This is a genomic window from Roseiarcus fermentans (genome assembly GCF_003315135.1).
Lineage (GTDB): Bacteria > Pseudomonadota > Alphaproteobacteria > Rhizobiales > Beijerinckiaceae > Roseiarcus > Roseiarcus fermentans.
Genome location: NZ_QNRK01000041.1, coordinates 41,870 through 67,733 on the forward strand (window position 1 = coordinate 41,870; position 25,864 = coordinate 67,733).

General features: G+C 69.2%; 23 protein-coding genes, 3 tRNA genes and 1 pseudogene. 12 read left to right on the forward strand and 15 right to left on the reverse strand.

What is annotated here, in order from left to right; all coding sequences use genetic code 11:
* Positions 1-112: 112 nt before the first annotated feature.
* From DFR50_RS26370 to DFR50_RS26405, 8 genes are all read right to left on the reverse strand, one after another.
* The gene (locus DFR50_RS26370) at positions 113-955 is read right to left on the reverse strand and encodes an enoyl-CoA hydratase/isomerase family protein (RefSeq protein ID WP_113892377.1); all 843 of its coding nucleotides are present in this window, start codon (positions 953-955) and stop codon (positions 113-115) included.
* 117 nt (positions 956-1,072) lie between these two features.
* On the reverse strand, positions 1,073-1,381 hold the full coding sequence (locus tag DFR50_RS26375; RefSeq protein WP_147262934.1) for a hypothetical protein: 309 nt from the start codon (positions 1,379-1,381) through the stop codon (positions 1,073-1,075).
* Between the two features lie 774 nt (positions 1,382-2,155).
* Positions 2,156-2,611 carry a DUF2934 domain-containing protein gene (locus DFR50_RS33190; protein ID WP_113892381.1) on the reverse strand — a complete coding sequence of 152 codons (456 nt, stop codon included), beginning with the start codon at positions 2,609-2,611 and terminating at the stop codon, positions 2,156-2,158.
* A gap of 623 nt (positions 2,612-3,234) precedes the next feature.
* The gene (locus tag DFR50_RS26385) at positions 3,235-4,227 is read right to left on the reverse strand and encodes an LLM class flavin-dependent oxidoreductase (protein ID WP_113892383.1); all 993 of its coding nucleotides are present in this window, start codon (positions 4,225-4,227) and stop codon (positions 3,235-3,237) included.
* Complete coding sequence (locus DFR50_RS26390; protein WP_113892385.1) at positions 4,224-4,964, reverse strand: glutathione S-transferase N-terminal domain-containing protein; 741 nt, start codon at positions 4,962-4,964, stop codon at positions 4,224-4,226. The genes DFR50_RS26385 and DFR50_RS26390 overlap by 4 nt, the downstream gene beginning before the upstream one ends.
* Positions 4,965-5,106: 142 nt before the next feature.
* A complete protein-coding gene (locus DFR50_RS26395; protein WP_113892387.1) occupies positions 5,107-6,252 on the reverse strand; it encodes an efflux RND transporter periplasmic adaptor subunit in 1,146 nt (381 codons plus the stop codon).
* Between the two features lie 17 nt (positions 6,253-6,269).
* A complete protein-coding gene (locus tag DFR50_RS26400) occupies positions 6,270-9,431 on the reverse strand; it encodes an efflux RND transporter permease subunit (protein WP_113892389.1) in 3,162 nt (1,053 codons plus the stop codon).
* 27 nt (positions 9,432-9,458) lie between these two features.
* Entirely contained in the window at positions 9,459-9,740 is a 282-nt protein-coding gene (locus tag DFR50_RS26405) for a hypothetical protein (RefSeq protein ID WP_113892391.1), read from the reverse strand.
* Positions 9,741-9,880: 140 nt separating this feature from the next.
* Between DFR50_RS26405 and DFR50_RS26410 the strand changes: the two are divergent.
* A pseudogene (locus tag DFR50_RS26410) lies at positions 9,881-10,513 on the forward strand (TetR/AcrR family transcriptional regulator); the annotation flags it as partial.
* 16 nt (positions 10,514-10,529) lie between these two features.
* Here DFR50_RS26410 and DFR50_RS26415 read toward each other — a convergent pair.
* Positions 10,530-11,411 carry an SMP-30/gluconolactonase/LRE family protein gene (locus DFR50_RS26415; protein WP_113892395.1) on the reverse strand — a complete coding sequence of 294 codons (882 nt, stop codon included), beginning with the start codon at positions 11,409-11,411 and terminating at the stop codon, positions 10,530-10,532.
* A gap of 241 nt (positions 11,412-11,652) precedes the next feature.
* Here DFR50_RS26415 and DFR50_RS26420 point away from each other — a divergent pair, with 241 nt between their 5' ends.
* Positions 11,653-11,895, forward strand: a complete 243-nt coding sequence (locus DFR50_RS26420; protein ID WP_113892397.1) for a hypothetical protein — start codon at positions 11,653-11,655, stop codon at positions 11,893-11,895.
* A gap of 91 nt (positions 11,896-11,986) precedes the next feature.
* Here DFR50_RS26420 and DFR50_RS26425 read toward each other — a convergent pair whose 3' ends face one another.
* Positions 11,987-12,385 (reverse strand): PaaI family thioesterase, encoded by a 399-nt coding sequence (locus tag DFR50_RS26425; RefSeq protein ID WP_113892399.1) that lies wholly within the window; start codon positions 12,383-12,385, stop codon positions 11,987-11,989.
* 105 nt (positions 12,386-12,490) lie between these two features.
* On the opposite strand from DFR50_RS26425, the gene recG reads away from it, so the two are divergent.
* The 4 genes from recG (at position 12,491) to DFR50_RS26445 (ending at position 17,226) form a co-directional block, all read left to right on the forward strand.
* Positions 12,491-14,587: an ATP-dependent DNA helicase RecG gene (recG, locus tag DFR50_RS26430; protein ID WP_113892400.1), complete on the forward strand. Its 2,097-nt coding sequence runs from the start codon at positions 12,491-12,493 to the stop codon at positions 14,585-14,587.
* A 205-nt stretch (positions 14,588-14,792) separates the two neighbouring features.
* The gene (locus tag DFR50_RS26435; RefSeq protein WP_113892402.1) at positions 14,793-15,923 is read left to right on the forward strand and encodes an OpgC family protein; all 1,131 of its coding nucleotides are present in this window, start codon (positions 14,793-14,795) and stop codon (positions 15,921-15,923) included.
* Between the two features lie 17 nt (positions 15,924-15,940).
* Entirely contained in the window at positions 15,941-16,675 is a 735-nt protein-coding gene (locus tag DFR50_RS26440) for an SGNH/GDSL hydrolase family protein (RefSeq protein ID WP_170153402.1), read from the forward strand.
* Positions 16,676-16,830: 155 nt separating this feature from the next.
* Complete coding sequence (locus DFR50_RS26445) at positions 16,831-17,226, forward strand: rhodanese-like domain-containing protein (RefSeq protein ID WP_113892408.1); 396 nt, start codon at positions 16,831-16,833, stop codon at positions 17,224-17,226.
* A gap of 20 nt (positions 17,227-17,246) precedes the next feature.
* Here DFR50_RS26445 and DFR50_RS32350 read toward each other — a convergent pair whose 3' ends face one another.
* Positions 17,247-17,645: a putative sulfate exporter family transporter gene (locus DFR50_RS32350; RefSeq protein ID WP_245428167.1), complete on the reverse strand. Its 399-nt coding sequence runs from the start codon at positions 17,643-17,645 to the stop codon at positions 17,247-17,249.
* A 3-nt stretch (positions 17,646-17,648) separates the two neighbouring features.
* On the opposite strand from DFR50_RS32350, the gene nrfD reads away from it, so the two are divergent.
* From nrfD to cysG, 3 genes are all read left to right on the forward strand, one after another.
* Positions 17,649-18,356: an NrfD/PsrC family molybdoenzyme membrane anchor subunit gene (gene nrfD, locus DFR50_RS26455; RefSeq protein WP_170153403.1), complete on the forward strand. Its 708-nt coding sequence runs from the start codon at positions 17,649-17,651 to the stop codon at positions 18,354-18,356.
* Complete coding sequence (locus DFR50_RS26460; protein WP_113892412.1) at positions 18,353-19,360, forward strand: glycosyl transferase family protein; 1,008 nt, start codon at positions 18,353-18,355, stop codon at positions 19,358-19,360. The genes nrfD and DFR50_RS26460 overlap by 4 nt, the downstream gene beginning before the upstream one ends.
* 361 nt (positions 19,361-19,721) lie before the next feature.
* Entirely contained in the window at positions 19,722-21,137 is a 1,416-nt protein-coding gene (cysG, locus tag DFR50_RS26465; protein ID WP_113892414.1) for a siroheme synthase CysG, read from the forward strand.
* 150 nt (positions 21,138-21,287) lie between these two features.
* On the opposite strand, the gene DFR50_RS26470 is transcribed toward cysG, so the two are convergent.
* The 4 genes from DFR50_RS26470 to DFR50_RS26485 form a co-directional block, all read right to left on the reverse strand.
* Positions 21,288-21,554, reverse strand: a complete 267-nt coding sequence (locus DFR50_RS26470) for a hypothetical protein (protein WP_147262936.1) — start codon at positions 21,552-21,554, stop codon at positions 21,288-21,290.
* Positions 21,555-22,010: 456 nt separating this feature from the next.
* Positions 22,011-22,100 (reverse strand) — tRNA-Ser (locus tag DFR50_RS26475).
* A 56-nt stretch (positions 22,101-22,156) separates the two neighbouring features.
* The gene (locus DFR50_RS26480; RefSeq protein WP_113892417.1) at positions 22,157-23,785 is read right to left on the reverse strand and encodes a CTP synthase; all 1,629 of its coding nucleotides are present in this window, start codon (positions 23,783-23,785) and stop codon (positions 22,157-22,159) included.
* Between the two features lie 208 nt (positions 23,786-23,993).
* Positions 23,994-24,067 (reverse strand) — tRNA-Gly (locus DFR50_RS26485).
* A 303-nt stretch (positions 24,068-24,370) separates the two neighbouring features.
* On the opposite strand from DFR50_RS26485, the gene DFR50_RS26490 reads away from it, so the two are divergent.
* From DFR50_RS26490 to DFR50_RS26500, 3 genes are all read left to right on the forward strand, one after another.
* Positions 24,371-24,447: transfer RNA gene (locus DFR50_RS26490), tRNA-Met, on the forward strand.
* Between the two features lie 150 nt (positions 24,448-24,597).
* The gene (locus DFR50_RS26495) at positions 24,598-24,936 is read left to right on the forward strand and encodes a P-II family nitrogen regulator (protein ID WP_113892419.1); all 339 of its coding nucleotides are present in this window, start codon (positions 24,598-24,600) and stop codon (positions 24,934-24,936) included.
* A gap of 258 nt (positions 24,937-25,194) precedes the next feature.
* Positions 25,195-25,533, forward strand: coding sequence for a P-II family nitrogen regulator (locus DFR50_RS26500; protein ID WP_113892421.1), 339 nt, complete (start codon positions 25,195-25,197; stop codon positions 25,531-25,533).
* Positions 25,534-25,864: the final 331 nt, after the last annotated feature.

The window sequence follows — 25,864 nt, forward strand, 5'->3', positions numbered from 1 at the left end:
CAGCCGTGTTGTTTTGCCTAACGACCATTTCCGCTCAGCATAGAGATGCGTATTCACGCGGCGCCGGCGAACATCGGGCGTCGGCGCCGAGTTCAGATATCCAGGCCGGCGATCACTCGCGCAGCGTCTTCGCGTGATCGTCGTCCGCCTGCCCGAACGTCGGAAGGTAACGACCAAAGTTCAATTCGAAGTCGCTCGGAACGCCGTACCCGATATTGCCGAGCTTGGCGCGGCGCGCCTGCGCGCTGGGCCAGGCCAGGGTCGGGAAGAACATGTCGTTGCTCGACTGAAGCTCGGCTGCCGTCGGCGTCCCGAACCGATTGATCTGGGCCTTCGCCGCGGCCAGCGCTTCACGGTCGAACGACGCCAGACGCCGGACGAGCGCCTCGACAAAGGAGTCGAGGTCGTGATCGTCCAGGGTGCGGTTCACCCAGCCGTAGCGCTCGGCGATATCGGCGTCGAAATCGTCGGCGCTGAGGACAATCTCGAGCGCCCGCGAGCGACCGACCAGACGCGGGAGCCATTCCAGCGCTCCCCCGCCCGGGACCAGTCCGACGCCGATCTCGGGGTTGCCGAACACCGCGCTTTTCCGGCTGGCGAAGCGCATGTCGCAGGCCAGCACGAACTCGTTGCCGATGCCGCGCGTGCGACCGCGAATCTTGGCGATGCTCACGACCGGCGCGGACGCGAGGCGCAACACGAAGTCGCGCCAAAGGTCCAGCGCCCCCGGCCGTTCCGCCGCCTTCGAGACATCGAGATGGGCGACGAAGAAATCGGGATTCGCCGACTGGAATACGATGACCTTCACCGACGAATCCGCCTCGATGTCGGTCATCAGCGCTCCCAATTCGACGATCGTCGCGGGAACGAACATGTTGATCGGCGGGTTGCTGAAGGTGACGGTCCACCGCCCCGGATGGGTGCGGTCGATGTTGAACTGCGAAGGATCAGGCACAGCGCATCTCCTCCCTATATTGGCAGATCGGCTTTGCGTTAACGCGGACCTCGAGAACCGGGCAGCTTGCAGTTCGAGACCCACCCTCGCCGGGCGCGCCTTCGCCGGCGCGGCGCTCTACGTCCGGAGGGCGACACGATCGGTCGATCCGCCGGTCTCCGGCTCCGCGTCGGCTTCATCGCCAGGCCGCAAAACCAGACGGTCGACCTGAGAGGGAGAAAGGCGGATCACGCCAGTGTCGGGGTGGCTCAGCTCCAGAATTCGGAAGACCGCGCAGGCAACCGCAATTGAGCCCAACAAATGCGCCGACACCGTGACGGCGTTCGGCGTCGCGACGAGACCGTCGCCGAGAAACAGCAGGCAGGCCCAGAAGGCGACGACAGCGAGCAGGTGGTCGGGGAAAGGATTGGCGAGCTGCCGGGCCATGAGCATTCGGGACTCGGCGAAAGTCGTCGCGAGGTCTCTGGCTGAGGCAGTGTCTTCTGCCTCTCGGTTACCGGCTGGAGGCTGTTGAAATGGTTCCTCCAATGGTTGATCTGAGAAAGTTGGGTTTCAATCATTCGGTCAACGTCAGGGCTGGTCGATATCCGGCCATTCGTTCTTGGCGGCTCGTTTTGGCGAGCGCGAGGCGGGGGTCAAGGATGCGAAGCTCCGGCAAAGCCGGCGCGCGCATAGCGCGCGTCCTTGACGTCCGCTTCGTCGTCTCGCCGATAATGAACAGCAAAAACGAACTGCGCGTCGGACGCTGTCTAACTAATCGATCCGGTCCAAGTTTCTACAGATGATCGCGTGCGTCTCTTCGAAGCTGTGGGCCTGCGGCCCGCGTTCGGGGTCGCCGAAGAACCGCCTGCGGGAACGCGCGAGCGCCTCCCTCAAGGCCAATCGTCCGCGCGGGGCCTCGGGCCTCGTCAGGCGTTGTCAGGCTCCGCCTCTTCCGGCCGACGCGGCGTCCGACCCACCTGAAGAGCGGAACCCCCTTGCCGACCGGGATCGGGCGAGGCGCCGGCGACGGAAGCGGACCCGGCGCGCCGGGACAATCCCTTCCCCAAGAACCGCGGCGCGACGCGCGGAACCGGAGTCTCGTTCAACGCGCTGGAAAGTCACGATCCGGGGCCGCAATGGCGACAGGCCCAAGGACGGGAGGCGCGCCCCGTTGTCGGACGCCCGCGCCCCCGATGCAATCGCCGCCCTTCCCCGGCGTCAACTCTCCTCGAAGGCCCGGGTGCGGCGCCAGTGCTCCTCCGCCTTGCCTTCCGGGCAGCCCTCGCGTTCCCACAGCGCATAGGCGCGGGCGCGCAAGCGTTCATGCTGCGCCGCGTGCCAGAAGTCGTCGGCGCGGCCTTCCGGCCGCCCGGCCTGCTCCCAGAGGAAATAGGCGCGCTCGCGATCGAACTGGTCGAGGCCCGCCTTGGTTTCCGCCAGCACGCCGAGCGGGTCACCGTACGGGGTCAGCTGGCCGCCGCGGCTGACATGCATCTTGGCGTCCAGACGCTCCAACTCCTCGTTGGGAACCAGTTTGGCGTGCGCCGCCGCCTCGAGGGCCTTTCGCTTGAAGGGCTCCTCGTCGGCCGGGTCGACCGGCGGCTTCAGCGCGACCGGAAACGTATGCAGGACTTCCGCGCCCTGCCTCTCGACGTCCACCAGACGCTCGGGCATAAACACCTCCCTACCACCGCATGTCGGCACCGAAACCAACGCGCCGCGGCTTTGTTCCGCGACCGGCGGCTGGTTCTGAAATGCGCCGCCGCAAGACGGCGTCCTCCCGGTGGGGCCGGGAGCCGGATGAGCGCGCGAGGCGGCGCCGCCCAGCCGCCTCGGCCCCGATCGGGGGAGAGATCGGCGCCTGCGTGTCGTCGCGGTCACAGGCGGCGGAAAACAGGCGGCCATCGGGCCGTCGGGCGGCGTTCGGCCAGTGTGGGGTTGTCTTTACGCCGCGGACTGCGCTATCGATCGCGCGCTGTGACGGGCGTCACGGCGAACGGGGCGAAAAAGCGCGAACGCGGGGGCGTCGCGACGTCGAACCCGGCGACCCGGAACGGGCGCCAGCGGGGACGATCGCGGCTCGAGAGGGCGGACATGGTTCGAATCTTGTTGCTTCTGGTGGCGGTTGCGGTCAGTTGCGGTCTGGCCGCCGGCGTGACGGTGGCGCACGCTCCTCTTCACACGACGGCGGTCGATCACGGCTATTAGGTCGCGCGCGCAGCAGGGCCGGCTTTCCGGATTCGCTTCCGGCGCGGCGGTCTCGGGGCGAACGCCGCTCCGATCCGCCGGCCGGTCCGCTACCCGGCGCTCGCCGCCTCGGCGATCAGTTCGAAGGATCTGAGCCGGGTCGGGTGGTCGTAGACGTCCGAGACGATGATCAGCTCGTCGGCCCGCGTCTCCGCGACCAGCGCCCGAAAGCCCTCGCGAACCGTGTCCGGCGAGCCGACGATCGAGCGGGCCAGCATGCGTTTCGCCTGGGCTTTCTCGGCCGGCGACCAGTAGGTCTCGATGTCGTCGATCGGCGGCTGGCTCAAGGTCCGCGCGCCGCGAAAGATGTTGGCGAACGCCATCTGCTGGGTGGTGGCGAGGCGCCTGGCCTCGCCGTCCGTCGCGGCCGCGATCACATTGACGCCGACCATCGCGTAGGGGCGGTCGAGCTGCTCCGACGGCTTGAACCGGCTGCGGTAGAGGCCGAGCGCGGTGATCAGTTCGTCCGGGGCGAAATGCGAGGCGAAGGCGTAGGGCAACCCGAGCTCCGCCGCCAGCATCGCGCCGAAATGGCTCGAGCCGAGAATCCAGAGCGGAACCTCCGTCCCGGCGGCCGGGACCGCCTGGATGCGCTGGCCGGGCGCGACCGGGGCGAAATAGGCCTGCAACTCGAGCACGTCCTGCGGAAAGGCGTCCGCCGCTTCGTTCGACCGGCGCAACGCCCGCAGGGTGAACTGGTCGGTGCCCGGCGCGCGGCCGAGCCCCAGGTCGATGCGGCCGGGAAACAGGCGCGCCAGCGTCCCGAACTGCTCGGCGATGACATAAGGGGCGTGGTTCGGCAGCATGATCCCGCCCGCGCCGATGCGGATGGTGTTGGTGCCCGCGGCCAGATGCGCGAGCACCACCGAAGTCGCGGCGCTGGCGATGCCGGGCATGTTGTGGTGCTCGGCGACCCAGATTCGGCGGTAGCCCCACGCTTCCGCGTGGGCCGCGAGGTCGCGCGCATTGATCAGCGCGCCGCGCGCGTCCACGGCCTCGGTGACGCGGACGAGCTCCAGAATGGAGAGGGGGATCCGGCTCATAGCGCGAGAAGCCCGCCGTCCGGCGCCGGACGGGCGCGCTGGTTGTAGAGCAGCTTCGTGCGCCGATCCTTCTCTTCCTGGGGCAGGCTGTCGACGTCCTCGGCTGGACCGGCGGCGACGGCGAGACCGCGCTGCACGGCGGGACGCGCGGAGAGCTCGTCGAACCAGCGCTTGAAGTACTTGAAATCCGAGATGTCCTGTCCTTGACCCTGCCAGTTCACGGTCCAGGGATAGCTGATCATGTCGGCGATCGTGTAGTCGTCGCCGGCGATGTAGCGCCGGTCGTAGAGCCGGTTGTCGAGGACGCCGTAGAGTCGGTTCACCTCGTCGGTGAAGCGGCGCACCGCGTAAGACTGATCGCCCTGCTTGTCGCCGAGCCGGCGGAAATGCCCGCACTCGCCCGACTTCGGGCCCTGGTTCGCCATCTGCCAGATGACCCACTGGTTGACTTCATAGCGGCCGCGAAGGTCCTGCGGATAGAAGCGCCCGGCCTTCTCGGCGAGATACATCATGATCGCGCCGGACTCGAAGACGCTGATCGGGGCCCCGCCGCCCGCGGGTTCGTCATCAACCATCGCCGGCATCCGGTTGTTGGGTCCGATCTTGAGGAAATCGTCGGTGAACTGGTCGCCCTTGCCGATGTTCACCGGAACGATCCTGTAGGGCATGCCGAGCTCTTCGAGGAGGATCGTGACCTTCTTGCCGTTCGGCGTCGGCCAGTAGTGCAGATGGATCATAAGGGGCTCCTACGATGGAAGACGACGAATCGCCGATTGGTTCCCGTCATTGCGAGGGCGGCGAAGTTATCCATGTCAAAAGGCCCGGGGGCGGCATGGATGGCTTCGTCGTTTCCCTCCTCGCAATGACGGCGCGTATGCGTCAAGGCTTCGGCTTGTCCTGCGCCGGCAAGGCCTGGACCGGGGAGCCCGGCCCGAGCTTCTGAAGATTGCCGACGATGATCCGGTCGCCCTCGCCGAGACCCTTGACCACATTGACCATCGGTCCGGCGCTCGGGCCCAGCGTGACCAGACGCATTTCCGCTTTGTCGTTCGCGCCGACCACATACACGAACTTGCCCAACTGGCTCGATCCCAGCGCGGCCTCCGGCGCCATCAGGGCGTCCGGCTCGTCCCGGATGTGCAGCCGCACGCGCACATACTGGCCGGGCAGCAAAGCGAAATCGGGGTTGGCGATGGTGACGCGCGCGGCGATCGTGCCCGTCGTCTTGTCGACCGAATTGTCGAGGAAGGTCAGCTCTCCCTTTCGGACCGCGCCGGCGCTGTCGGCGAGCGAAATTTCCGCCTCGACCTTCCCCGCCGCGCGCGCTTGGGCGATCGTGCCGAGGTCCGACTCGCTCGGGTTGAAGGACACATAGATGGGGTCGAGTTCGACGAGCGTATTGAGCGCGCCGGTCGAGGGCCCGACCAGCGCCCCCTTCGAGGCCTGATTGCGCCCGAGCCTGCCGGCGAACGGCGCGCGGATTTCGGCGTGGCTCAGATTGAGCCGCGCCGCGGCGATCTGGGCGCGGTCGAGCGACAGCGCGGCTTCGGCCTGGCGCATGGCGCTCGACCGCTGATCGTAGACGTCCTTGGTGACGTAACCGCTCTTCACCAGTTCCTCGCCGCGGCCGAAATTGGCCTTGGCGTAGTCGAGCGACGCCTGGTCGCGCTCATATTGCGCTTCGGCCTGATCGAGCGCGGCCTGCATGTCACGAGGGTCGATCTGGTAGAGCAGGTCGCCGCTCTTCACGTCCGCCCCGTCCTGGGCCGGCTGGGATTCGATATAGCCGGAGATCCGCGCATCGAGGGCGATGCTGCGAATCGCTTCGATCCGACCCGGATAATCGAGGTAGATCGGCAGCGTGGTCTTGACGACCGGCGCGACCGGGACCGGCATCGCCATCATCGCCGGCGCCGGCGCCGAGGCCTTCGCGCCGCCAAAGTAGTGCCCGGCGATCTGGACGCCGGCTATTCCGGCCGCGCCGAGGGCGACCAGCGCGGCGAGGGTTGCGGTCAGGAGGCGCATCTAGGGAACTCCAGCAATCATTCCGCCGCTTCGGGCCGCGGCTCGGGATGGGGCGGGACTTGACGCGCCGCCGCTGCTTCGGACCGGCCCTCGCGCGCGCGTTCGATCAGCGCGTAGAAGACCGGCACGAAGATGAGGGTGAGCGCGGTCGCTGCGACCATGCCGCCGAACACCGTGGTGCCGAGCGACTGTCGGCTCGCGGCGCCGGCGCCGGTGGCGAACATCAAGGGTATGACGCCGAAGATGAAGGCGAAGGCGGTCATCAGGATCGGCCGCAGACGCAGCCGACCCGCCTCCATCGCCGCGTCGACGACGCCCAATCCCGCCTCGCGCCGGCGCCTTGCGAACTCGACGATCAGGATCGCGTTCTTGGCGGCGAGCCCGATCAGCATGACGAAGCCGATCTGCGAATAGACGTCGATCTGCATGCTCCGCACCCACAGCGCCCCGAGCGCGCCGATCAGCGCGAGGGGAGCCGACGACAGCACCATGAATGGCATCGTCCAGCTCTCGTATTGGGCGGCCAGGATCAGGAAGACGAACACGATCGCCAGCGCCAGCACCACGGTCGCGATCGAGCCGGCGCTGAGCTCCTGATAGGTCACGCCGGTCCATTCGAAGCCGAAGTCGCGCGGCAGAGTCTCGGCGGCGGCGCGCTGCATGGCGACGACGGCCTGACCCGAGCTGAACCCCGGAGCCGGCGCGCCGTTGATCAGCGCCGAGGGGTAGGTGTTGTAATGGGGGACCGTCTCCGGCCCGACGATCGGCTTGAGCGTGCCGAGGGCGCTCAAGGGAATCGAGCCGCCGGTCGCGTTGCGCACATAGAGCTTGTTCAGATCCGACGCCGAAGCCCGAGCCGCGCTGTCGGCCTGCAAGGTGACGCGGAACGTGCGCCCGAACAGGTTGAAGTCGTTGACGTAGAGCGATCCGAGATCGATCTGCAGGGTGTTGAAGATGTCGGGCAGGCTCAGGCCCAAAAGCTTCGCCTTGGTCCGGTCGAGGTCGTAGAAGAGCTGCGGGGTCGAGGCCGAGAACGAGGTGAACAGCGACTGCGGGTTGAGCTCGGGCTGTTTGCGCGCGGCGGCGATCAACGCCTGGGTCGCCTCGTTCAGAGCGGGCCCGCCCTTGCCGGCGAAATCCTCGACTTCGAACTCGAAGCCGCCGGTCGTGCCGAGGCCGTTGACCGAGGGCGGATCGAAGCTCAGCGCGAAGGCCTCGGGAATGCCGAGAAGCTTCGGCCGCACCTTGGCGACGAGGGCCGAGGCGCTCTCGTCCGGGCCGCGCTCGTCCCACGGCTTCAGCACCGCGAACTCGACGGCCGAGTTCGACTGCGCGGCGTTGGTGAGAAAATTGAGGCCGCTGATGAAGCCGGCGATCTGGACGCCCGGGGTCGCCTGCAGGATGTCGCGCACCTTTTGCGCGACCGCGTCGGTGCGTTCGAGCGACGCGCCGTCCGGACCCTGGATCACGACGAAGAAATAGCCCTGGTCCTCCACCGGCAGGAAGGTGGAGGAAATGTTGCGGGAGAGCCCATAGGCGCCGACGATGATCAGGACGAACACGCCGACCAGCGCCCAGCCGAACCGGATGAACTGCCGGACCGCCCGGGCGTAAGCGTGCGAAAGCGCGTCGAAGCCCCTGTTGAACCAGCGGAACAGAAAGAACGTGCCCTTCGGGCCATGGCGCAGCATCGCCGCGCTCAGCGCCGGGCTCAAGGTCAGCGAGTTGAACGCGGATATGCCGACCGAGATCGCGACGGTCAGGGCGAACTGATTGTAGAGCCGGCCGGCGACGCCGGGAATGAAGGCGACCGGCACGAACACCGCCATCAGCACCGCGGTCGTCGCGATGATCGGCCCGGTCACCTCGGCCATCGCGGCCTTGGCGGCGGCAAGCGGCGGAAGCCCCGCCTCGAGTTGGCGCTCGACGTTCTCCACCACCACGATGGCGTCGTCGACCACGAGGCCGATCGCCAGCACCATGCCGAGCAGGCTCAGCATGTTGAGCGAAAAGCCGCAGACCTCCATCACCGCGAGCGTCGCGATCAGCGAGACCGGAATGGCGATCGTCGGGATGAGCGTCGTGCGCCAGCTCTGCAGGAAGATGAAAACCACGAACACGACGAGCGCGAGCGCTTCGATCAGCGTCACCACGACGTCCCGCATCGCAGCGGAGACGAAGCGCGTGGTGTCGTAGTGCATCGCGTAGGCGATCCCGTGAGGGAAACGCGTCGCGAGCTCGTCCATCTTCTCCTTGACCCGGCGCTCGAGATCGAGCGCGTTCGAGCCCGGCATCTGGAAGATGCCGAGGACGACCGTCGGATCCTTGCCGAAATAGGCGGACGACGAATATTGCAGCGCGCCCAATTCCACCCGAGCGACGTCGCGCAGCCGGACGACGGCGCCGCTGGCCGGGTCCGCGCGCACGACGATGTCGGAGAACTGCTCGGGGTCGGAAAGCCGTCCGGCGGCGTTGACCTGCAATTCGAACGGGGTTCCGGGCGGCGCGGGCGATTGCCCGACCTTGCCCGCGGCGACCTGGACATTCTGCTCGGCGATGGCGTTCTGGACGTCGACCGCCGTCACGCCGAGATTGGCGAGCTTGTCCGGATCGAGCCAGACGCGCATCGAATAGCGACGCTCGCCGAACATCTGCACGTCGCCGACCCCCGGCAGCCGCTTGATCTGATCGACGATCTGCAAATACGCGTAGTTCGACAGCGTCACCGAATCGACCGACTTGTCGGGCGAGGTCAAGTTGACGATCAGGACGAAGTTCGGATTCTGCTTCTTGATCGTCACCCCGCCCTGGTTCACGATCGCCGGAAGCGACGAGGCCGCCTGCGACACGCGGTTCTGGACGTCGACCGCAGCGATGTTCAGCGGATAGCCGACATTGAAGGTCACGGTGATGGTCGAGGAGCCGTCGTTCGAACTCGCCGACGACAGATAGGTCATGCCCTCGACGCCGTTGATCTGCTCCTCGAGCGGCGTGGTGACCGTGTCCGCCACCACTTGCGCGCTCGCGCCCGGATAATTGGCGCTGACGACGATCTGCGGCGGCGTGATCTCGGGAAACTGCGAGACCGGCAGGACGAAGAAACAAATCGCCCCGGCGAGCACCATGATCGCGGCGATCGCCGAGGCGAAGATCGGACGTTGAATGAAAAAGTTGACCATGGGTCCCTGAACGTCGTCCGCTTCAGCTCAGCAGCAGATCGCCGACCCGCAAGGGCCGGGAGCCTGCGCCGGCCTCATGCGGGAGGGCGGGGCGAGCAAGCGGGGCGGGGCGCGCCGGTCGATCGGCGGCCTCGAGAAAAAGACGCTCGCCGCTTTGGATTCGCCCTCGCGGCGGGCCGCGATGCGCCCGGCGGTTTCGGAAAACAACGTCCTCAGGGCCTGCGGCTCGACGTTGTCGGCTCGCATGACGGCCTGGATCAGCGAATCTCGGAGGAGTTCGTCGAGGGTCGGGGTGAGGCGCTGCGACATGGCGCTTCCTTTCGGCGTTGCGGCAAAACGTCTCGCGTCGGGGCTTAAGCCCGTGTCTTCGGTTGACTTCCGCCGCGAGAGGGTGTTACCGATCGGTAACGATCCCTAGATACCGATCGGTAACATCGCAGTCAAGGGCCATGACGAAGGAAAGTTCAAAACGGGAGCGCGGCGAGGTCGCCCAAGAGCCGGCGCGCGAGCGGCAAGAGCCGGCGCGCGAGCGGCAAGAGCCGCCGCGCGATCGAATCGTGGCCTGCGCGCAGGATCTCTTTCATCGCCACGGCATTCGCGGCGTCGGGGTCGAGGCGATCGCCGAGGCGGCCGGCACCAACAAGATGACGCTCTACCGGCACTTCGACTCCAAGGACGACCTGATCCTCGAATATCTGAACCGCAAGGGGCGCATGGCGGACGAACTCTGGGCCGAGATCGAGGCGTTGAGCCCGGGCGACCCGGCCGGCCAGCTTCACGGCTTCGTCCACGAGGCCGCCCGGCGCATCGCGTGCGACGAGCGCGGCTGCGACCTCGCCAACGCCACGGTCGAACTGACGGAGGCGGGCCATCCCGGCCTCAAGGTGATCGAAGACTTCAAGGTCCGCCAGCGCGACCGGCTGGCGAAACTGTGCGAGGCGGCGCACGCCTCGCAGCCGGGCCTGCTGGCGGACGCGATCGTGCTTCTGATCGAGGGCGCACAGGTCAGCCGTCAGAGCGTCGGCGCCGAAGGGCCGAGCGCCAGTCTGGTCAGCGCCGGCGAAGCGGTGATCGTCGCGTTCGGCGTCGCCCCCTCCGTCACGGCCGGCCCGCGTGCGGCTGGTCCACCGTCGCGATCTCGATCCGCCCTCGCGGCGCGGCCGCCGCGTGCCGGGGGACCGACGTCGGCGCGGTCATGACGAACAGCGTCCGGCCGTCCTTGCCGCCGAGCATGCAGGCGTAGGCGTTCTGGCTGGTCGCGACGATGTCGAGCGCCGTTCCGCCTTCGCCGATGCGCACGCATTCGTGCGCCAGCGGGTTGGCGATCCAGACGGCGCCCTCCGCGTCGAGGCAGAGGCCATCCGGCGCGCGCGGCCAGGTCGGCGCCCAGACCCGCCGGCCCGACAGCGCCCCGTCCGGCCCGATGTCGAACGCCGTCAGGCGCGCCGCCAGCGTTTCGCCGACGATCAGCGTCCTGCCGTCGGGCGTGATCGCGCTTCCGTTGGGAAAATGCATGGCGTCGGCCGCGACCGAGACGGCGCCGTCGGGGGCGACGCGGGCGAGCCTGGTCGTGGGATGATCGGCGAACACGCTCGGATCGCCGCGCCTGAGCAACTCGGCGTGCAGATCGAAGCCGAAGTCGCCGACGTAGGCGCCGCCGCCGGCGTCGACGACCATGTCGTTGGACATGAACGTCGCGACGCCGCCGAGATCGGCGTGGACCGTGACCGCGCCGCCGGGGCGCCACGCGAGCACCTGGCGCTTCGCCATCGATACGATCAGGAGCGCGCCGTCCGGGGTCCAGCCGAGGCCCGAGGGCGCGTCGTCGTCGAGCGTCATCTCGATCCGGACGTCGCCGACGGGCGAAACCGATTTGACCGCCCGGGCGTAGAAGTCGCTGAACCAGAGCCGTCCGTCCCGCCAGCGCGGCCCCTCGCCGAAATACAGCCCCTCGGACAGCACGCGCGCCTTGCGGCCCATGGCTCCCTCCCGGTCCTCTCACGCCATCCGGCCTTCGCCGCCCGACGGCGCGAATCCGCAAGAGTCTGCTCCGCGGGTCGGCCCGAGGCAATCCCTCCCTGCGCGGGCTGCGCGGGCCGCCCTTCCGGACGCCGCGACGCGTCCGCCCTCGAGCGTTCCGCCGCGAAAATGTCCATGTTCGGGTCTATTCGACCGCCGCTTTCCTTATAACGGCCACAAAATCACATCGGGAGGAAGCGACATGACTCTGGCGGCAGAAACCTGGGCCGGTCATCAAGACAGCGTACACGCCACCGAACGCGCCGACGCAGCGTCGGCGGGAACGACATTTCTCCTGCCCGCGGCCGGCCGTATCGTCACCGGCGTGGGCCTCGCCGCCGGCCAGTTCCGGCAGGCCCCCAGACACCATGGCGCAGCGGCCCGCCGCATCCTGCTCGGCCGTCAGATCCTGAAGATCGTCGCAAGGCTGCGCAGTCCCGACTGAGCGTCCCCGGGGCGTCGCGGAAGCGGGCGCGCCTTCGGCGCTGATCGACTCCCGATTGCACGCGCGCCCGGGCGGCCCGGGACCGGACGGCTCACAGCGTCATCTGCGTCTGGACCACCAGCGCGACCAGTTTCCCGCCCTCGGTCTCGACCCGGGTCTGCAGGACCTGCGTCCTGCGGCCGCGATGGACCATCGCGCATGTGGCCACGAGCGTCGCGCCCACAGGCGCCGCGCCGACGAAATTTGTCTTGCTCTCGACCGTCGTCGTGCCCGCGCCGCCGTCGGGAAGATTGACGAAAGCGAGCGCTCCGCCGAGCGTGTCGGCAAGGCTCATGATCGCCCCGCCGTGCGCTGTCCCGCCCAGCGTGCACAGGTCCGGGCGGACGACCATGCGCGCCGTGACGGCGGCTGCGCTCGCGCTGACGAATTCCAGTCCGAGCAGCGTTGCGAACGGAAGCGGGTTCATGCGGATCGTTTCCAGCGGGGTCATCGGCGGCCTCCGTTCGCGGGCGATTCGAGTTTTGCCGGCGCGCGTCCGTCTGGCGAGTCCCTCGGAGAACTTTCGGCGCGAACCCGGACCTGGCTATAACGCGTCATGCGCCCCTCCCTGCTCGACCCCCTGTTCGCGCCCGCCGCCGCGCTCCCCGGGATCGGACCGAAGAACGCGAAGCTGTTCGACCGCCTGCTCGACCGGCCGCAGGGGGCGCGCGTGCTCGACGTGCTGTTCCACCTGCCGACCGCCACGCTCGACCGCCGCGCCCGGCCGAAGATCCGCGACGCCGAGCCCGGAACGATCGTCACGTTCGAGGCGACGGTCACGGAGCACCGCGGCGGCCAGAGCCGGTCGCGCGCGCCGTTCAAGGTTCTGGTCGAGGACGACACCGGCGACGTCGAACTGGTGTTCTTCCTCGCCAATCCCGAATGGGTGAAGGCGCGCCTGCCGGTCGGCGCGACGCGCTGGATCTCCGGCAGGCTCGAGCTTTACGACGGCGTGCGGCAGATCGTGCATCCGGACAAGGTGATGGACGCCGAGGAGCTCGCCCGGCTGCCGCCGGTCGAGCCCGTCTACCCGCTGACAGAGGGGCTCTATCAGCGCACCGTCGCGCGCGCGGCCGACGGCGCGCTGAAGCGTCTTCCGCGCGTCGACGAATGGGTCGCCGCCGAGACGCTCGACAAGCTCAAGCTCCCGGGCTTCGCCGAGGCGCTGACGGCGATGCACCGGCCTTCCGCTCCCGAGGACGTCGACCCGGCCGGGCGGGCGGCGACCCGCCTCGCCTATGACGAGCTCCTGTCGAACCAGCTCGCCCTGCTGTTGATCCGCGCCCGCATGCGGGAAAGCGCCGGCCGGGCGCATGTCGCCGAGGGCCTCGCCGGCCGCCGCCTCGAGGCCGCCCTGCCCTTCTCGTTGACCAACGCGCAGCGCAAGGCGCTGGACGAAATCCGCGCCGATCTCCGGTCGGAAAAGCGCATGATCCGACTGCTTCAGGGCGACGTCGGCTCGGGCAAGACGGTCGTCGCGCTGATCGCCATGGCCGAGGTCGTCGAGGCCGGCCGGCAGGCGGCGATGATGGCGCCGACGGAAGTGCTGGCGCGCCAGCATTTCGAGCGGATGGCCCCGCTGGCCGGGAAGGCCGGCCTCCGGATGGCCCTGATGACCGGGCGGGACAGGCCCGCCGAGCGGCGGGAAACGCTGGCGGCGCTCGCGTCGGGCGCGCTTCACATCGTCGTCGGCACCCACGCCCTCTTCCAGGAATCGGTCGTCTTCGCCGATCTCGGCCTCGCCGTCGTCGACGAGCAGCACCGCTTCGGCGTCCGCCAGCGCCTCGCGCTCGCCGCCAAGGGACAAGCGACCGACCTTCTGGTGATGACGGCGACGCCGATACCGCGCTCGCTGGTGCTCGCCTATTTCGGCGACATGGACGTCTCGGTGTTGCGCGAAAAGCCGCCGGGCCGGCAGCCGATCGAGACCCGCGCCATGCCGATCGAGCGGCTCGAGGAGGTGGTCGCGGGCCTGACGCGCGCGCTCGCGCAGGGCGCACGCGCCTACTGGATCTGCCCGCTGGTCGAGGAGAGCGAGACCCTGGACGTCGCCGCCGCCGAGGATCGCGCCGGGGCGCTGCGGTCGCTGTTCGGCGACGCGGTCGGCCTGGTGCACGGGAAAATGGCCGGACCCGACAAGGACGCGGCGATGGAGCGCTTTCAGCGCGGCGACACCCGGATCCTGGTGGCGACCACGGTCGTCGAGGTCGGCGTCGACGTGCCCGCGGCCACCATCATGATCGTCGAGCACGCCGAGCGGTTCGGCCTCTCGCAGCTCCATCAGCTGCGCGGCCGGGTCGGCCGCGGCGCCGGCCGGTCGAGCTGCCTCCTGCTCTATCGCGGGCCGCTCGGCGAAACGGCCAAGGCGCGGATCGAGATCCTGCGCGCGACCGAGGACGGCTTCCGCATCGCCGAGGAGGATCTTCGCCTCAGGGGCGAGGGCGACGTGCTCGGCGCCCGCCAGGCCGGCGCGCCCGGCTTCCGCTTCGCCCGCCTCGAGGTTCACGCCGGCCTGATCGCGCGGGCGCGCCGGGAGGCGGAAGTCTCCGTCGAAGGCGACGGACGGCTCGTGGGCGAGCGGGCGCGGAGCCTGCGCATGCTCCTCTATCTGTTCGAGCGCGACGAGGCGGCGAAACTCGTCGAAGCCGGCTGAGGCTCGAGGCGCTCGGATTTGTGATTTGCCGGAAACGGCGCCCGACCATACCCTCCCTGCGTTCGCGGCCCGATATCGTCGCGCGCGGCGTGCGGGGATGAACCTTTGCGGGCCGCCCGCGTTTTGGCCGTGTTGGTCGATAAGGATCCGGACCGCTGGAACGGAGACCGGGCGGGGGTGGCGCCGTTCTTGAGATGAGTGTCTCATGGCGAACGCAAAGCGGGTCGGCGACATCGATTTCTGGCGCGGCGCAGTGCTGATTGCGATCCTCGTCGATCACATTCCAGGCAACCTGCTGGAATCGGTGACACCGAGAAATTTCGGACTTTCCGACAGCTCGGAGGCGTTCGTGTTCATTTCGGGCCTCTCGGTCGGTATGGCGTACGCGCCGCGCGCGGCGTCGCGGGGACTGCTGGCGGTGGCGCGCGGTTGCTTCGAGCGCGCGCTGAAACTCTATGGCGTGCACCTCGTCCTGACGCTCGCGGCGCTCGTCATTTTCGCCGCAGCGTTCTGGATGAGCGGCGTCGAGGACCTGATCGAGGCGCACGGCCGCTCCTATGTGTTCGACTCGCCCGCCGCCGGCTTCGCCGGCCTCGTCGCCCTCACCCACCAGCTCGGCTATTTCAACATCCTGCCGCTCTACATCGTGCTGATGCTGTGGGCGCCGCTGGCGCTGGCGCTCGCAATGCGCGACGTCCGGCTCGCGCTCGCGGTGTCCGCCGGCGTCTATGGCGCATCGCGTGTCTTCGGGCTCAGACCGCCGAACTGGCCCGAACCCGGGACCTGGTTCTTCAATCCCTTCGCCTGGCAGCTGATCTTCACCATCGGGCTCGTGTCGGCGATCGTCTGGCGCAAGGGTCCGCCGCGCGCGGTTCCGAGCCTGGTTCTGGCGAGCCTCGCCGTGGTCGCGATCGCGGCGCTGGTCGCCACCAGCGTGGCCGGGGTCGCGCCGGGCCTGCACGACGCCGTCGCCGCGCGGCTCGACCTCGCCAAGCAGGACCTCGGACTGGCGCGGCTCGCCCATTTCGCCGCCCTCGCCTATTTGGTCGCCGTCGCGCCGCCACTGAAACGCATCGTCGACAGCGTCGTCGGCCGGGCCATCCAGGGCCTCGGCCGCAACGGGCTTTCGGTGTTCGCCGCGGGGTGCGTCATAAGCGCGCTGGGGCAGGCTTTTCTGGGCGCGACGCAGCCTTATTCGTCTGCCGGCATTGAGCAGATCGCCGGACTCGCGTACACGGTTGCGGGCGTCGCCGCCCTCTTTGCTCTTGCCCGCCGGATCGAGTGTCGAAACACGCCTGTCCCACCCTCCGCAGCCGTTGGTTTCGGCGCCGCCTGACCCTGATCGCGGGGACAGTGGCGTGTCTCGTCCCTTTTTCGGCCACGCCGTCGCGGGCGGACGAGTGCCCGGCCGAGACGTCGGCGCTCGAGCTGAACGGCGCGCGGCTCGGCCACCTCGCAGCCGGCGCCGATCGCGTGCTCGACATTCTCGCGATCGGCTCGTCCTCCACCGAGGGCGTCGGCGCGAGCACGCCCGCACACGCCTATCCGGCGGTGCTCGCGGACGAACTCGCCCGCGAGAAAACCGCCGCCGAAGTCAGGAACGCCGGCGTCGGCGGCGAAGTCGCGGCCACGACGCTGCGACGGCTCGAGGCCGCCCTCGAGACCGCCGCCCGGCCGGAGCTGGTGATCTGGCAGGTCGGAACCAACGACGCGCTGGTCGGAGTCGACGAGTCGAAGTTTCGCGCGACCGTCGAGAGCGGCGTCGCGGCGGTGCGGGCGGCCGGGATTCCTCTCCTGCTGATCGATCCGCAGTTCGCCGCCAGGCCGCCGGACGCCGCCCGCTACGAGCGCTTCGTCGCCATTGTGGACGAGATCGGCCAGCGCCTGCGGGTGCCGGTGCTGTCGCGCTACGCCATGATGAAGCGTTGGGGCCTGAAGAAGGCGCTCGCCCTCCTGTCGAGCGACGGGCTGCATATGAACGATCTCGGCTATCGCTGTCTCGCCCACGCCGTCGCCGAGGAGATCGAGAGCGCCGCGGGCGCCGAAGCCCGCGCCGGCGGCGAGGCGCGGAACGGGGCGAAACTCTAGGCCGTCCGGACCTCGCGGCCGGCGCGCCGGAAGGATCGCCCGGCTCCAGCGCGGGCGCCGGAATTCGGACGAATTCTGATATCAGGATGTGATCGGCGTCGGGCTCCGCTTCGGCGGAGGCGAGCCGGCGCGCATTCGGACGGCGAGGACAGCGCATGACAAACAGCCTCAAGCAGATGATGGAAGCCGCGAACGCCGCCGTGCCCCGGCTCACGCCGGCGCAGACGCGGGAGATGATCGCCGGCGGCGACGTGCTGGTGGTCGACGTCCGCGACGCCCCCGAGGTGGAACAGAGCGGCAGGATCGCCGGCGCCGTCCACATTTCGCGCGGCATGCTGGAGTTCCGCGCCGACCCGGAGAGTCCGTACTACGACAAGAGGTTCGCCAGAGACCGGACGGTCCTCGTCTATTGCGCCTCCGGCGGGCGCTCGGCGCTGGCCGGCAAGGCGCTCAAGGATCTGGGCTTCGAGCGCGTCTACAACGCCGGCGCCTTCAAGGACTGGGCGGCGGCCGGCGGAGCCGTCGATCATCCGATCGAACCCGGCGTCTGAACGCGCCGCGGGCCGTCACGCTACCGGACGGCCAGCAGCCAGACGAGCGGGATGACGAAGGCAACCGCTGTCGCGCCGACGACCACGAGCAGGTGACGCGGGCCGACCCGCAGGATCGCGCCGAGCGAGGTGTTGAGTCCGAGCGCCGCAATCGCGATCAGGAGACCCCAGCGCGACCCCTCGACCAGCGCCGCCCTCACCGGCGGCGGGACGACCCCGCTGCTCGAATTGACCAGAACGAAGACCCTGAACATGATGGCGAACACCGGGACCGGTCCTTTCGCCTTGTGGGCGTCCCCTCCCTGCGGCGAGAACCACCAGCCGACGCCGAGCACGAAGACGCGGAAGAGCTTGACGATCGTCGCAATGTCACCCGTGGCGTCGGAAACGGCGTAGCCGGCGCCGACCACCTGCGCCACGTCGTGGATGGTCGCCCCGAGAAAGATTCCGGTCGTGCGCTGGTCGAACCCGAGCAGGCGCTCGCCACCGGCGCCGGCTCAATTTTCGGCTTTCTCATCGCCCGCGCGTTCAATGACGCTGCGATCATGGCGCCGCTGTTCATCGCCGCCTCATTTCTCTACGGTTTGTCCGTCACCGTCGCCGTGCTGATCGCCAGGACGCGGGAGACGCGCGAGGAGCTGATGGACGACGAGATGATCGCGAAGTTTAGCGGCCCCCTGCTCGTGTTCGCCTCCAGCGTGCTGTTCCTGACCGCGGTCCAGCATCTCGCCAAATTCCATTCGGCCGAGCATGGCGGCGGCGCCGGTCCGTTGGTCTTCTGGCTCGGCCAGATCGGGGCGGGGACGCTGGCCCCGGTCGCGATCCTGCTCATGCGGCCGATACGCCGGCGCGGGCTCATGCTCGTCTCGATCCCTTTCCTCGTCGGCGGACGACGCCAGTCCTCCATCGGCGGACAGGCCTGGCCGCTCGCCATTTTCCCCGGCTGCGAAGTCTCGAGCGCGTTCTTCGCCGGCCAGATCGCGCGCCGTGGTCCGACCGTGCGCGAAGCGTCGCTGGGGGCGAGCGACGTGGCGCTCGCGATGCTTCTGATCGCGCTCGCCCGGCTGCCGACGCCATTCCTGCCCTCGGGGCGGGCGCAGGACGCCGCGACAAGGACACGCCCGACATGATGCGCGAGCCGCACCCCTTCGCCCGCTTCATCGCGATCCTCGGCCGCGGCAAGTCGCTCACGCGCTCGCTGACCGTCGCCGAAGCCGAGGAGGCGATGGCGATGATCCTCGCCGGCGACGTGCTGCCCGAGCAGCTCGGCGCCTTCCTCATGCTGCTGCGGGTGAAGGAGGAGACGCCGCAGGAGATCGCCGGCTTCGTCCGCGCGGCGCGGGCGCGCCTCGCGCCGCCGGCCGGCGCCCCGCGCGTCGATCTCGACTGGTCGTCCTATGCCGGCAAGAGCCGGCGGCCGCCCTGGTTCGTCCTGTCGGCGCTCGCGCTCGCGCGGAACGGCCGGCGCGTCTTCATGCACGGCGCAGAGGCCCACACGGAGGGGCGCCTCTATACCGGCGCCGCCCTGCGCGCGCTCGGCTTGCCCGTCTCGGCGAGCCTTGAGGAGGCGGCTCGCCGCCTGTACGCGGACGGCTTCGCCTATCTGCCGATCGACTCGCTGAGCCCGCCGATCGCCGCCATGCTGGAGCTGCGCCCGATCCTCGGCCTGCGCTCGCCCGTCCACACCTTCGCGCGCATGCTCAATCCGTTCGGCGCGACCGCCATGCTTCAGGGCGTCTTCCATCCCGGCTACATGCGCATCCACCGCGATGCGGGCCTCGTCCTCGGACAACCCCGGCTCGCGGTCTTCCGCGGCGAAGGCGGCGAAATCGAGCGCCGGCCGGCCAAGCCCTGCGAGGTGATGATGGCGATCGACGGCGAAGCCAGGGACGAGCGCTGGCCGCCGACGATCGCCGAGCCGCGCCAGACGCCCGACGACGCGATGGACCTTTCGCGCCTCGCGGCGCTGTGGCGGGGCGAGATCGCGGACGCCTACGGCGAGGCGGCCGTCGTCGGCACGCTGGCGATCGCCTTGCGGACCCTCGGCGCGGCGGAAAACCCGGTCGACGCGGAGGCGCAGGCGCGGGCGCTGTGGAGCGCGCGCGAGCGCGACCGGCTCCCGGCGGCGGCCTGACCGGTGGCGCGGGTCTTTCTCTCCGCCGCGCACAAGTCGTCGGGCAAGACGACGATCGCGATCGGACCGGCGGCGGCGCTCGCGGCCGACGGCGCGGCGATCGTCCGGGCGGCGAGCGCCGGACCGATGGCCGGAGGCGTTTCGCCATGCCGCGATCGAGGGGCTTCCGGACGGGCCCGACTTCGCCTATCGGGTACGGCGCGGCGCCGGCGTCGACGGAAACAACGACGGACTCGCGCTCGGCTCGCGCGCCGCGGCGTTCCGCCATCTCCGCGGCGCGCCGGAAGCGCCGTGGGCCGAGCGCTTCGTCGCCTTCGCGCGCCCGCGGGGCGCTGGCGGCCGCCGGGTTGGAAAGACTCTGATGCGTGACCTGCCGATCATTCTCGACATGCGCCGCCGGACTGTCGTCGTGGTCGGAAGCGGCGTCGTGGCGGCGCGGCGGGCCGAACTGGCGGCGCGCGCCGGCGCGCTCGTCACGGTGTTCGCGCCCGCGCTCGGCGACGAATTTCTCGAGCTTCGCGACCGGCCCGACGTCCGCCACGCGCCGCGCGACCCGGAGGCGGAGGATTTCGCCGGCTGCTCGCTCTGCTTCGTCGCCAGCGAGGACGAACGCCTGATCGAACGGACGCGGGCGCTGGCCAGCGCCGCCGGCGCGCTCGTCAACGTCGCCGACAGGCCGAAACTCTGCGACTTCATCATGCCCTCGATCGTCGACCGCAGCCCGCTGGTGATCGCGATCTCGACCGGCGGCGCCTCCCCCATCCTCGGGCGGATGCTGAAGGCGCGGCTGGAGTCGCTGATCCCGTCGGCCTACGGCAGGCTCGCCGAACTGATGAGCGGCTTTCGCGGCCGGGTCGCGACGGCGATCCCGACGCAGACGATGCGCCGCCGCTTCTGGGAGACGGTTCTCGAGGGGCCGATCGCCGAGACGGCGCTGGCCGGAAACACCACCGCCGCCGAGGCGCATCTGGCCGCCGAGATCGAACGCTGGGCGGACGAGCAGCCGTCGCCCCGGGGCGAGGTCTATCTGGTCGGGGCGGGCCCGGGCGACCCGGACCTCGTCACCTTCCGCGCCTTCCGGCTCATGCAGAAGGCCGACGTCGTCCTTTACGACCGCCTCGCCGACCCCCGGATCATGACGCTGGTCCGGCGCGAGGCCGAGCGCGTCTATGTCGGCAAGCGCCCCGACAATCACGAGCTGCCGCAGGACGAGATCAGCGCGCTGCTCGTGCGCCTCGCCAGGGAAGGCAAGCGCGTGCTGCGCCTCAAGGGGGGCGACCCGTTCCTGTTCGGCCGCGGCGGCGAGGAGATCGAGACGCTGGCCGAGCACGGGATTCCGTTTCAGGTGTGCCCCGGCGTGACGGCGGCGATCGGCGCCTCGGCCTATGCCGGCATCCCGCTGACCCATCGCGATCACGCCCAGGCCTGCGTGTTCGTCACCGGCCACGGCCGGGACGGGAAGATCGTCCTCGACTGGGCGTCGCTGATCAAGCCGCGCCAGACGGTGGCGGTCTATATGGGCTTGCGCAATCTCGAGCCGCTGACCGAAGCGTTCATCGCCGCCGGCGCGCCCCCCGACCTGCCGGCGGCCGTCGTCGACAACGCCACCCGGCCCAATCAGCGGGTCGTGGCGGCGACGCTCGCGACGCTCGCGTCCGCGGCGCGCGCGGCCGGGCTCGAGGGCCCGTCGATCGTCATCATCGGCTCGGTCGTGACCTTGCGCGAGAAGCTCGACTGGTACGCGCCGCGGGAAGGCGGCCCCGAGCCGGGGGGCTAGAGCATGATGAAATCAAGTGGAAACACCGCCGTCATTGCGAGCGACCCCCGGGTCGAAGAGCCCGGGGGGAAGCAATCCACGCCGGGACGCTGCGGCGCCGTGGATTGCTTCGCCTTCGGCTCGCAATGACGGACCTCAATTCATCCTGGCCTAGGCGAACGAATCTCCCCGCCCCGGCTCGGGTTCGTCGAACGGGTCCGGCTGGCTCGGCTCTGGCTCGTTGAACGGGTCCGGCTTGTCCCCCGGCTGCGGCTCGGGCTCGTCGAACGGGTCCGGCTGGCCCGGCTCCGGCTCGTTGAACGGATCCGGCTTGTCCCCCGGCTGCGGCTCAGGCTCGTCGAACGGGTCCGGCTGGCCCGGCTTCGGGGGCTCGTTGATCGGGTCGGGCGCATGCGCCGCATCCTTCGACATCGACATCGACAAGCCTCCCTGCTCGGTGAGCGTCAGCAATGCGCCTTTCTGGCGATCGGTCAATGATCCTGGTCAAGTCTGCCAGCGCGACGCCTCTCCGAACCGCTTGCGGCTGGCATGGTCCCGCCGGCGAAGGCGGCCGGGACCGCACGAGGGTGCGCCAAGGATTCGCGTGCGTCCCGCCGCCAGCATGCTTGCGGCTCCTTCCCGACCAAAAGATGGCAAGGCGGACCGGCGGGCAGGTCTGCTTTTTCCAGTACGCCAGACCTTCAGGGTTACGTCGAACGCATGCTTATGGAGCCGTCGGGCTCAGGCCACGAAGAATTGAGGTCCGTCATTGCGAGCGAAGCGAAGCAATCCATGCCGGGGACGCTGCGGCGCCATGGATTGCTTCGCCTTCGGCTCGCAATGACGGCGGGCTTCCACTTAAACAGTCGCATCAGAGCCCTTGGCGCAATATGCTGGCGGAAGGAGTGAGATTCGAACTCACGGTGGGGTTTCCCCCACGGCGGTTTTCAAGACCGCTGCCTTAAACCACTCGGCCATCCTTCCCACGCGCTGGACGACCCATACCTCATGCCTGTGCGAGGCCGCAACCGGCTCAGACATCAGACGAGGCGGCTCTGCGCCTTGGCCGCCGCGATGAAGCTCGCAAACAGCGGATGGGGCTCGAACGGCCGCGACTTCAGCTCCGGGTGATACTGGACGCCGATGAACCACGGATGATCGACGAGTTCGACCGTCTCCGGCAGGAGCCCGTCCGGCGACATGCCGGCGAACGCCATGCCCCTGTCCTCGAGGCGGGCGCGATAGCCGGTGTTGACCTCGTAGCGGTGGCGATGACGCTCCGAGATGCGGGTCGCGCCATAGATCCCCGCGATGCGCGAGCCGGCATCGAGCACGGCCGGAAAGGCCCCGAGCCGCATCGTGCCGCCGAGGTCGCCCTCGGCCGCGCGCTGCTCGAGTTCGTTGCCGCGCATCCACTCCGTCATCAGGCCCACGACCGGCTCGGGCGTCGGGCCGAACTCGGTGGAATTGGCGTCGGCGAGGCCGGCGAGCGACCGGCACGCCTCGATCACCGCCATTTGCATTCCGAAACAGATGCCGAAATACGGCACCTTGCGCTCGCGCGCGAACCGCGCCGCCAGAATCTTGCCCTCCGCGCCGCGCGATCCGAACCCGCCGGGCACCAGGATGCCGTGCACGCCTTCGAGACGGGGCGCGGGGTCGGCGGTCTCGAAGATCTCGCTCTCGATCCAGTCGAGCTTCACCCGCACCCGGTTGGCCATGCCGCCATGGGTCAGGGCCTCGATCAGCGACTTGTAGGCGTCCTTGAGGCCGGTGTACTTGCCCACGACCGCGATCGTCACCTCGCCTTCGGGGTTGTGGAAGGCGTTCGACACCTGCTCCCAGCGCCGCATGTTCGGCTTCGGCGCCGGCTCGATGCCGAAGGCGGCCAGCACCTCGCGGTCGAGGCCCGCGCCATGATACAAGGCCGGCACGTCGTAGATCGACCGGGCGTCGCGAGCCTCGACCACCGCGCTCTCGCGCACGTTGCAGAACAGGCCGAGCTTGCGCCGCTCCTCCCGGGGGATCTCGCGGTCGGACCGGCACAGCAGGATGTGGGGCTGGATGCCGATCGAGCGCAGCTCCTTGACCGAATGCTGGGTGGGCTTGGTCTTCAATTCGCCCGCGGTCGGAATCCAGGGCAGCAGCGTCAGGTGGATGTAGACCACGTGGCCGCGCGGCAGGTCGTTGCCGAGCTGGCGGATCGCCTCGAAGAACGGCAGGCCCTCGATGTCGCCGACCGTGCCGCCGATCTCGACCAGCACGAAGTCGACGCCCTCGTTGCCGTCCAGAATGAACTCCTTGATGGCGTTGGTGACGTGCGGAATGACCTGCACCGTCGCGCCGAGGAAGTCGCCGTGCCGCTCGCGGGCGATCAGCTCCTGGTAGATGCGCCCGGTGGTGATGTTGTCCTGGCGATTGGCGTTGCGGCCGGTGAAGCGCTCGTAGTGGCCGAGGTCGAGATCCGTCTCCGCCCCGTCGTCGGTGACGAACACCTCGCCGTGCTGGGTCGGACTCATCGTTCCCGGATCGACGTTGAGATAGGGATCGAGCTTGCGCAGGCGGACCGTGTAGCCGCGCGCCTGCAACAGCGCCCCGAGAGCCGCCGACGCCAAACCCTTGCCGAGCGAGGAAACCACGCCGCCGGTGATGAAGATGAACCGCGCCATGGGATTTGACCCTTAGCCGATCGCGTTCGATTCGGCGAGGCGAAAGTTGGCGAGCGCCGGCGAACGCGCCCCGGGCCGGTTCTGTTGTTGCAAAGCGAGCGGCCGGGGCGCCCGAACGAGCGCCGGCGCGGCGTGACCGCAATCGACCGGGTCGGCGGAACCCGCCGGCGCGGCAATCCCTGTCAGAAACGGCGCGCTATGACGAAACTGGAGCGGGTGAAGGGAATCGAACCCTCGTATTCAGCTTGGAAGGCTGCTGCTCTACCATTGAGCTACACCCGCGCCGAGGCGCGCGACGGCGGCCACGCTCCGGGCGTTTCATCGCAAGCTCGAGCGCCGAAGTCAATGCAGGCGGGCTCGCCGAGGCTCGCCGCCGTGGTCCGCGCCTTCGACGATGGGCGGCGATCCTCGTGGCTGCGCCGCCAACGCGGTCGGGCCGCGCCCGGTCGGCCTCGGCGCGGGATCGTCGGCCGCCAATGGCGACCGACCAGACCATCCATCGCCGTCTTGACACGGCTGGCCGGCGCTCATTATAGGAGCGCCTCGTTATTCGCGCGCCCTCGCGCCCGATGAACGGCGTCGTGCGGCGGGATAGCTCAGTCGGTTAGAGCGGCGGAATCATAATCCGTAGGTCCCCGGTTCGAGTCCGGGTCCCGCTACCACTTTCCAGACCTCGCGCTTTCCGGACGTAGCGCTTCCCTGACCTCGCGCTTTCCGGACCTCGCAAGGCGATCAGCGAATCCGCGCTTGCGAAAGCGCGCGTCGCGCCTTAGCGAGACACTGATTTTTCTCACGTCCCGAAGGGGGCCGGCATGAAACTCATTCTGGCGATCGTCAAGCCGTTCAAACTCGAAGAGGTTCGGGGAGCGCTCGACAAGCTCGGCGTGCGCGGCATGACGGTCAGCGAGGCCAACGGCTACGGCCGGCAGAAGGGCCACACGGAAATCTATCGCGGCTCGGAATATACCGCAGCCTTCATGCCGAAAGTGCGCCTCGAGCTCGCGGTGCCCGACCACGAGGTCGACGCCACGATCGAGGCGATCCGCGCCGCCGCCCGCACCGGGCAGATCGGCGACGGCAAGATCTTCGTCCTGCCGATGGAGCGGGCGCTGCGGGTCCGCACCGGCGAGACTGGAGACGAGGCGCTTTAGGCGGCGCGCCCGCGATCGCGGGCGCGCATGACGGGGCGCCTCCCGGCCCCCAGCCCGACCGGTCGCGAGCGTTGACCGGCGCCGGCGCCCGCGCGGTCGGCGCCGGCTGTCCGGGACCGAATGTCGCAGGCCTGCTTCCTGGGCGCCAATGGCTTGCCTTGGCCGATAATTTGTGCATGACGAACCGGGATTGAGCCGCGAACGCCCGCGCTTCGAGCGGCGACGTCGATTGCGCAAGAATGCGGCAAGGGAGGAGCCATGAAGCTCATCACTGCAGTCATCAAGCCGTTCAAGCTCGAAGAGGTGCGCGATGCGCTCGAGCGGGTCGGCGTTCACGGCATGACGGCCACCGAGGTCAAGGGCTACGGCCGGCAGAAGGGCCACACCGAAATCTACCGCGGCGCGGAATACGTCATCACCTTCATGCCGAAGATCAAGCTCGAGGTCGTCGTCGACGACGCCCGCGCCGAGGACGCGCTGCAGGCGATCGAACTGGCGGCCCGCACCGGCCTGATCGGCGACGGCAAGATCTTCGTCGCCCCGGTCGAGCGCGCCGTGCGCATACGCACGGGCGAGAGCGGCGGCGACGCGCTGTAGTCTCCGGGCCGCGTCGCCGCCTCCTGCCGGAGTTCGAGGCGAACCGTCCCGCGCAAGGGGCGGCGACGCGTTGTCCATCGAGGCCCTCCCCGATCCCGCCACGGCGCTCGGCGCCGCGGGCGCCCCGGCGCGGCCGCCAGCCGGGCCTTCGCGCGTCTCCCGGGCGGACCGGCTGCGGCGTCTTTCTCACGGCAGGACGGCGCGACCAGACCCGCGGACCGTCGCCGGGTCTGCGCCAGGGCTCCGAATCCGGGTTAATGTGCCTTAACCGTTCTTGCCGATGAGGATCTCGGCGAGCCTTTCGACGTCCCAGCTGGCGATTTTTCTGCGC